This window comes from Emergencia timonensis, from assembly GCF_900086585.1.
GTDB classification, from domain to species: Bacteria; Bacillota; Clostridia; order Peptostreptococcales; family Anaerovoracaceae; genus Senimuribacter; species Senimuribacter timonensis.
The window spans coordinates 1-5,032 of record NZ_FLKM01000006.1 but is presented as its reverse complement, the minus strand read 5'-3'; the positions used below and the strand labels follow the sequence as shown (position 1 = coordinate 5,032).

Below are 5,032 nucleotides of genomic sequence, written 5' to 3'. Positions count from 1 at the left end.
TTTTTCAATGCTTATCTAATACGCATGCTATGCAACATAAACGCCGCCTCCTTTTACATAAATTTTATTTTATCAGAAAATCAGTCTACTGTCAATACACAACAGGAAGTATTTAACCTAATGATATGAATTGTGTGGACATATCCAAAAAGAAAGGTGAACTGTAAAATGTAACAGGGTGAATGAAAATGGCAAAAAGACCCGTACCATTGTACGACTTTAAGGCTTTCGGGGCAGCTATAAAAGCCGCGAGAAATGAATACGGCGAGAGCCGCAAAAAGGTAAGCGACGAGTTATATATTTCCCCGCGCTACCTTGCGAATATCGAGAACAAGGGACAACAGCCGAGTTTACAGGTATTCTATGACCTTGTAACCCGGTATCATATTTCGGTAGATCAATTTTTCTTCCCGAACAGCAATGCGGAGAAATCCACCGGGCGGCGGCAGCTTGACGCGCTGCTGGACGGTATGAGCGATATTACGGTGCGCGTCACTCCCTCCCAGGCGGTGAGTGATCTGCTGGTGGAGGCTTTGGGGCCGGGTAAGGATTAGGGGCTGTTTTCGGCCCTGGAGCGGCCCAGGAAGACTTTTCCGGCTCTCTGAGGGTAAAAGATACCACCCCCCTCTCTACTGCGCCCGAAAAGCCGCATAAATCAAGGCTTTTTCGCATTCTAAATGTCCACATAAGCAGAAAAATTATTAAGACATAGCGCCTTGATATTTTAGCGTAATTATGATAAAATATCGTCAAGGAGGCTGATGTTATGAATATGATTAGACCTGTTTCTGATTTGAGAAATAATTTTGCTGACATTTCAAAGACTGTGCATGAAACCGCTCAACCTGTTTTTTTGACAAAGAATGGCTATGGTGATATGGTTGTTCTGAGCATGGAGGCATTTGAAAACCTGCAATTCGAGAGCGAGGTATATTTCAAGTTGCAGGAGGCAGAGAGAGAGGCCGAGCTGACGGATCAGCGCTATTCCTCCAAAGAGGTGCTGAAAGCGATGAAGGCCGCTATTGGAGGGGAACAGGTTGTATAAATTAGAGTATTTGCCTGTTGCCCGAAAAGATATGCTTGAGATCGTGCGGTATATCAGAGGGGAGCTGCAAAACCCGGATGCGGCGGATCGTTTGGCGGTGGAGCTGGTTGATGCAGCGGAGAGTGTGCTTACCTTCCCGTATGCAACTCCGGCCTACCAGCCGATCCGTCCATTGAAACATGAGTACCGAAAGATCCTGGTGCAAAATTATCTGATGTTTTACTGGGTGGACGAAGAAAAAAAGCTGGTGACAGTCGCTCGCGTGGTCTATGCGAAACGGGATTATGGCCGGTTGTTGGAGTGATGGAAATGGGGAAATTAGTTGAAGTTACGCTGGAGATTGATGCAGAGCTGAAAGAACAGGCAGAAAAGGTCTGCTTGGAAAATGGCCTGACTTTGGAGGAGGCGACGGTTTTATTTTTTGAAGAAACCGTCCGCCTTGGAAGATTACCTTTTGAGCTTGATGAAGATATGAAAAAGTACATAGCAGAGCAGTCAGGCAGACCCGCCAATGATAGCGCGGGGAGTGTGAAGGTATGAAAACGATCCGGCAGATAGCCGACGAGATAGGGGTATCAAAACAGGCGGTCTATAAGCGATACAAAGGCAAGCTGCATACGGTTTGCGCTCCGTATGCGCATACGGTACAGGGGGTCTTGTATCTATCGGAGCAGGCGGAAACGCTGATAAAACAAGACTTTTTACAAAATGACTGCTCCAATGGAGCGCATACGGAGCGCTCCATTGGAGCAGTGTTGGAGCAGTCGCAAGAGGCCGGAGTGGTAGCAGTTTTACAGGCCACCATCGACACGCTGCAGGGGCAGCTTGAAGTGAAAGATCGGCAGATTGAAAAGCTAACGGAGGCTTTGGCTGCTGCCCAGCAGACGGCGGCAGCGGCACAGGCCCTTCACGCGGGGACAATCCAGCAGCAGCTTATTACCGAGGAGACCGGAGCGGATCAGCAGGAGCCGGAGCAAAAGCGAGGCTGGTTTAGTAAGCTCTTTCGCGGCTAAAGGAGATTTCAAATGGGCGATAAGATATTTATCATTTTGGGCTTTTTCGTATTTTTTCTTGTTGTAGAGTTTGTAATGATGGGAGCTTTTCAAGCGGTAGGCTCTACAAAAACGAAAAGGGTATTGAGGACCTTGTGCCAGGCGTTTTTGGCAATCCTCATTGTGGGCTATCTCCTGTTGGTGGGAATGAGCCTTTTTATAGGGGGAGATCTGCTCCTTCAAGGAGAAATAAGCAAAGGAATTTCAGTTCTGCTTTACTCTGTTATTATTGCTGTCTGTGTTTATGTATGGCTTATTAGAGGCTGGATTAAGCACATAAAACAGATGAAAAAACATAAAACAGATGAAAAAACATAAAACAGATGAAAAATAGGTAACTATTTGAGGTGTAATATCGTTGCCTTGGGAGCTGCCCGCAGACGGCGGGGGCAGCGGGAAAACGCAGCGGCCGGCAGCTCCGGCGATCCCCCGCGGGAGCGCGCAAAAGCACTTTCATACTGACGCCCCAACGGGGCGGCGGTGTGAAAGTGCTTTTGCGTTACTTTCTCACCGAGAAAGTAACAAAGAGGTGTTGCCCCCTCGCGTGGACTATGGTAAGATGGGAGTAGTAAGGGATACGGACGATAGAAAGGACGGGTGATTTTATAGGGACAACCATATCCGGCATGACTGGCCGGGGCAGTATCCGGCATAACAACCGGAGCTTTACAGCGGCGAATGTAGACCGGAGCCGGACGGGGCAGAATGTGACCTTTTGCAACGAGGATCTGAAACAGGTCTATCACGAAGTCTTTGACGAGGCCCTGGCCGCCTACAATGCCAAAAAGAAAAAGACCAGGGACAAGATACCGGACTACTATGAGCATATCCGGCAGAGCAAGCAGGAGAAGTTATTTCACGAGGCAATCTTCCAGATCGGCAACTTGAACGACTGCGGATGCGGCTCCCCTGGAGGGGAACGGGCGGCGGCGGCTCTCAAAGAATTTGCGGAGTCCTTCCAGGAACGCAATCCCCATCTGCGGGTGTTCAATATGGTGCTGCACATGGACGAGGCCACGCCCCACCTCCATGTAGACTTCGTGCCGGTGGCCACGGAGCAGAGCCGGGGCCTGTCTACCAGGGTTTCCATGAAACAGGCATTAAAGCAGCAGGGCTTTGAAAGCCTGGGACGCAAGCAGACGGAATGGAAAGCCTGGATGGAGAGGGAGAAAGCGTCCCTTGCGGAGATCGCCCAGGCGCACGAGTTCGAGATTGTCAGCTTGGGTGGTGGCCGTCCCCACATGGAGCTGCCGGAGTACCGGGCCGCAGCGCAGAGGCTGGAGGCCGTCCAGGAACAGGTGACGGCAGCGGAGCAGGACATGGCTGTGCTGGAGCAGCAGAAAAAGGCCCTCGGAAAGACTGTACGGCGGCTCCAGGCGGCGGAGAAGGTGCGGGTTGACCTGGATGCGATCCAGCCGGAGAAAACGCTGACAGGGGCCGTCAAGGGCGTTACCGTGGAGCAGATAAAAGAGCTGAAGGCAGCGGCGATCCGTGGGGTGGCAGCGGAGCATGAAGTGCGGGAGCTGAAGGCAGAGAACAAGCAGCTCCAGAGCCGGTTGCCGTCCATGAAAGAAGAGCTGAAGGAGGCCCAGGAGCGGCAGGAGCTTATCAGCGAAAACCGTGACCTGCGGCAGCAGGTGGCGTACCTGGAGGATAGCTTGGACAGTGAGCGCAACTTTTCGTCCCGGCTCTTGGAGGGGGTCGGGGCGGTGCTGGACTTCCTGGATCGGCATCTGCCGGAGCAGTTCCGGCCCCTGGTCGAAAGGGCGCGGGAGCTGCTGCCTGTGCCGGAGCTGCAGCAGCCGGAACAGGAGCAGGAACGGGGCCACACCTGGGGTGGCATGGAGCTTTGATAGGGAAAAATTCTATTGATAATATATAGCCTGTCCCGGGGGCTTGAAAGCGCCGCTTGGACAGGCTATAATAACAACTGAAAATAGGGAAATACTGTATTGATAATATATGCCGTGTAGAAGGGCCTGGGAGGGATAGAAAAAAGGGTCCGAATTGTGGCTGTCGAAAAATAGGGAAATACTGTATTGATAATATATGCCCCCCTAAGGGCCTTTAGGCCCTCAAAAAAATTTCTTGAATTTCTCTCTCGGATAGGGAGAAAGTCGGAGGGGAAAAGGGGGGGTGAGCGGCGGGGTGTGGGAATGTGGTAAACCCGTAGGGTTTTCCATCATTTCCATGCCCCAGAGCGAGGGGGGAAAGGGGGAGGTGACTTTCTCTTTAAGGCCCCGAAGGGGCCGCTCTTTGGCTCCCCCTTTCCCCCCTTCTCGCCCGAAGGCGATTCCCGCCGTAGCGGATTTTCTTTTTGTTACTTTTTCTTTTGGAGGTGAGCGTATGGCTATGGATCAGCAGGACGCTATGGAGCGGCTACGCGAATTGTACCTGGAAAAGAATGAGCATTTGGCGAAGTTCTTGGAGCCGGTTACTCCCTTTGAGTTTTACCGGGAGATCTTCCCCGTGGGCAGCTTTGAGCGGAAGGGTCATTTTGAGGACGCGAAGGGCAACGGGATCGCAGTGACGGTGCCGAAGGCTGCGGGGATTGCTCTGGAGATCGAAGGTGACGGCAAGGCTAAACGCTATACCATTACGGACGAGCTGTCGGAGCTGTCGGAGGTCTTTGATATGGACTTTACTATCATGTCCCCTCTGTCTTACTTTGGGCGGCGGCGCTGCGGCAAGAACGCCCGGTATCTCTATGCCCTGGTCTTTGACCTGGATGGGGTGGGTATGCCCCAGCTCCGGGACACGCTGCACCAGATGAACAAGGATATTCTTCCCCAGGCAACCTTTGTCGTAAACAGCGGGACGGGACTTCACCTGTATTATGTTCTGGAAGAGCCGATCCCTATGTACCCACATAACCAGAAATGCTTGAAGGAATTGAAGTATGCCCTTACCCGGCAGATATGGAACAGGTACACCT

The 5,032-nt window shown here is 51.8% G+C and carries 8 protein-coding genes; all 8 read left to right on the top strand.

The window, feature by feature from the left end; genetic code table 11:
* Positions 1–188 precede the first annotated feature (188 nt).
* Positions 189–554, top strand: a complete 366-nt coding sequence (locus BN6539_RS00335) for a helix-turn-helix domain-containing protein (RefSeq protein ID WP_067532261.1) — start codon at positions 189–191, stop codon at positions 552–554.
* A gap of 212 nt (positions 555–766) precedes the next feature.
* Positions 767–1,045 (top strand): type II toxin-antitoxin system Phd/YefM family antitoxin, encoded by a 279-nt coding sequence (locus BN6539_RS00330; RefSeq protein ID WP_067532258.1) that lies wholly within the window; start codon positions 767–769, stop codon positions 1,043–1,045.
* Positions 1,038–1,349, top strand: coding sequence for a type II toxin-antitoxin system RelE/ParE family toxin (locus BN6539_RS00325; RefSeq protein ID WP_067532255.1), 312 nt, complete (start codon positions 1,038–1,040; stop codon positions 1,347–1,349). The genes BN6539_RS00330 and BN6539_RS00325 overlap by 8 nt, the downstream gene beginning before the upstream one ends.
* Before the next feature lie 5 nt (positions 1,350–1,354).
* Complete coding sequence (locus BN6539_RS00320; protein WP_067532252.1) at positions 1,355–1,585, top strand: type II toxin-antitoxin system RelB/DinJ family antitoxin; 231 nt, start codon at positions 1,355–1,357, stop codon at positions 1,583–1,585.
* On the top strand, positions 1,582–2,058 hold the full coding sequence (locus BN6539_RS00315; protein WP_067532246.1) for a hypothetical protein: 477 nt from the start codon (positions 1,582–1,584) through the stop codon (positions 2,056–2,058). Before BN6539_RS00320 ends, BN6539_RS00315 begins: the two co-directional genes overlap by 4 nt.
* Before the next feature lie 12 nt (positions 2,059–2,070).
* Positions 2,071–2,415, top strand: a complete 345-nt coding sequence (locus BN6539_RS00310; protein ID WP_067532242.1) for a hypothetical protein — start codon at positions 2,071–2,073, stop codon at positions 2,413–2,415.
* A 308-nt stretch (positions 2,416–2,723) separates the two neighbouring features.
* Positions 2,724–3,950 carry a plasmid recombination protein gene (locus BN6539_RS00300; RefSeq protein ID WP_187375436.1) on the top strand — a complete coding sequence of 409 codons (1,227 nt, stop codon included), beginning with the start codon at positions 2,724–2,726 and terminating at the stop codon, positions 3,948–3,950.
* Between the two features lie 493 nt (positions 3,951–4,443).
* On the top strand, positions 4,444–5,032 hold a 589-nt coding region (locus BN6539_RS00295), incomplete at its 3' end, for a hypothetical protein (RefSeq protein ID WP_456318610.1).

Bases quoted from the DNA above. Each gene is read 5' to 3' on its own strand.
- BN6539_RS00335 (WP_067532261.1), top strand. From the start codon at position 189: ATGGCAAAAAGACCCGTACCATTGTACGACTTTAAGGCTTTCGGGGCA.
- BN6539_RS00320 (WP_067532252.1), top strand. From the start codon at position 1,355: ATGGGGAAATTAGTTGAAGTTACGCTGGAGATTGATGCAGAGCTGAAA.
- BN6539_RS00300 (WP_187375436.1), top strand. From the start codon at position 2,724: ATGACTGGCCGGGGCAGTATCCGGCATAACAACCGGAGCTTTACAGCG.
- BN6539_RS00310 (WP_067532242.1), top strand. From the start codon at position 2,071: ATGGGCGATAAGATATTTATCATTTTGGGCTTTTTCGTATTTTTTCTT.
- BN6539_RS00330 (WP_067532258.1), top strand. From the start codon at position 767: ATGAATATGATTAGACCTGTTTCTGATTTGAGAAATAATTTTGCTGAC.
- BN6539_RS00315 (WP_067532246.1), top strand. From the start codon at position 1,582: ATGAAAACGATCCGGCAGATAGCCGACGAGATAGGGGTATCAAAACAG.